The organism is Polaromonas sp. P1_E3, assembly GCF_056405935.1.
On sequence record NZ_JBFUBD010000788.1, the window covers coordinates 1 to 694 of the forward strand.

At 65.4% G+C, this 694-nt stretch carries 1 pseudogene; it reads right to left on the reverse strand.

What is annotated here, in order from left to right:
- Nucleotides 1-694: pseudogene (locus AC1D0Z_RS23530) on the reverse strand (excinuclease ABC subunit UvrC); the annotation flags it as partial.

The following is a 694-nucleotide window of genomic DNA, read 5'->3' on the forward strand; positions in this document are numbered from 1 at the left end:
TCTGCGCTGGCCGAGGCGATGCCGCGAATGCCGCCGAAGCGCTGCAACAAGCTGGCTCGGCGCTTGGGGCCAATGCCGGCAATGTCCTCAAGTTTGCTGCCGCCCACCCGCACCTTGGCGCGCCTGGCCCGCATGCCGGTGATGGCGAAGCGGTGGGCTTCGTCACGGATTTGCGCAATCAGCATCAGCGCGGCCGAATCCCGCCCCAAATACACTTTGTCGCGTCCGTCCGCAAACACCAGCTCTTCCAGGCCTACCTTGCGGCCCTCCCCTTTTTCAACGCCGGCAATCAGCCCCAGGTCCAGGCCCAGCTCTTCGAACACCTCGCGCGCCATCGACACCTGCCCCTTGCCGCCGTCGACCAGCACCAGGTCGGGCAGCTTGGCCTCGCCGTTGCGTGCGGCTTCAGCCAGGCGGGTGTAGCGGCGCGTGAGCACCTGGCGCATGGCAGCATAGTCGTCACCGGGGGTGATGCCCTCGATGTTGTAGCGGCGGTATTCGCTGTTGACCATCTTGTGCTCCTGGAACACCACGCAGGAAGCCTGTGTGGATTCACCAGCGGTGTGTGAGATGTCAAAACATTCGATGCGCAGCGTGTCGAGGTTGTCCAGCGGCAAATCCAGTGCCTCGGCCAGCGCGCGCGTACGCGCCTGCTGCGAACCCTGTTCGGCCAGCAGGCGGGCCAGTTGCAGGC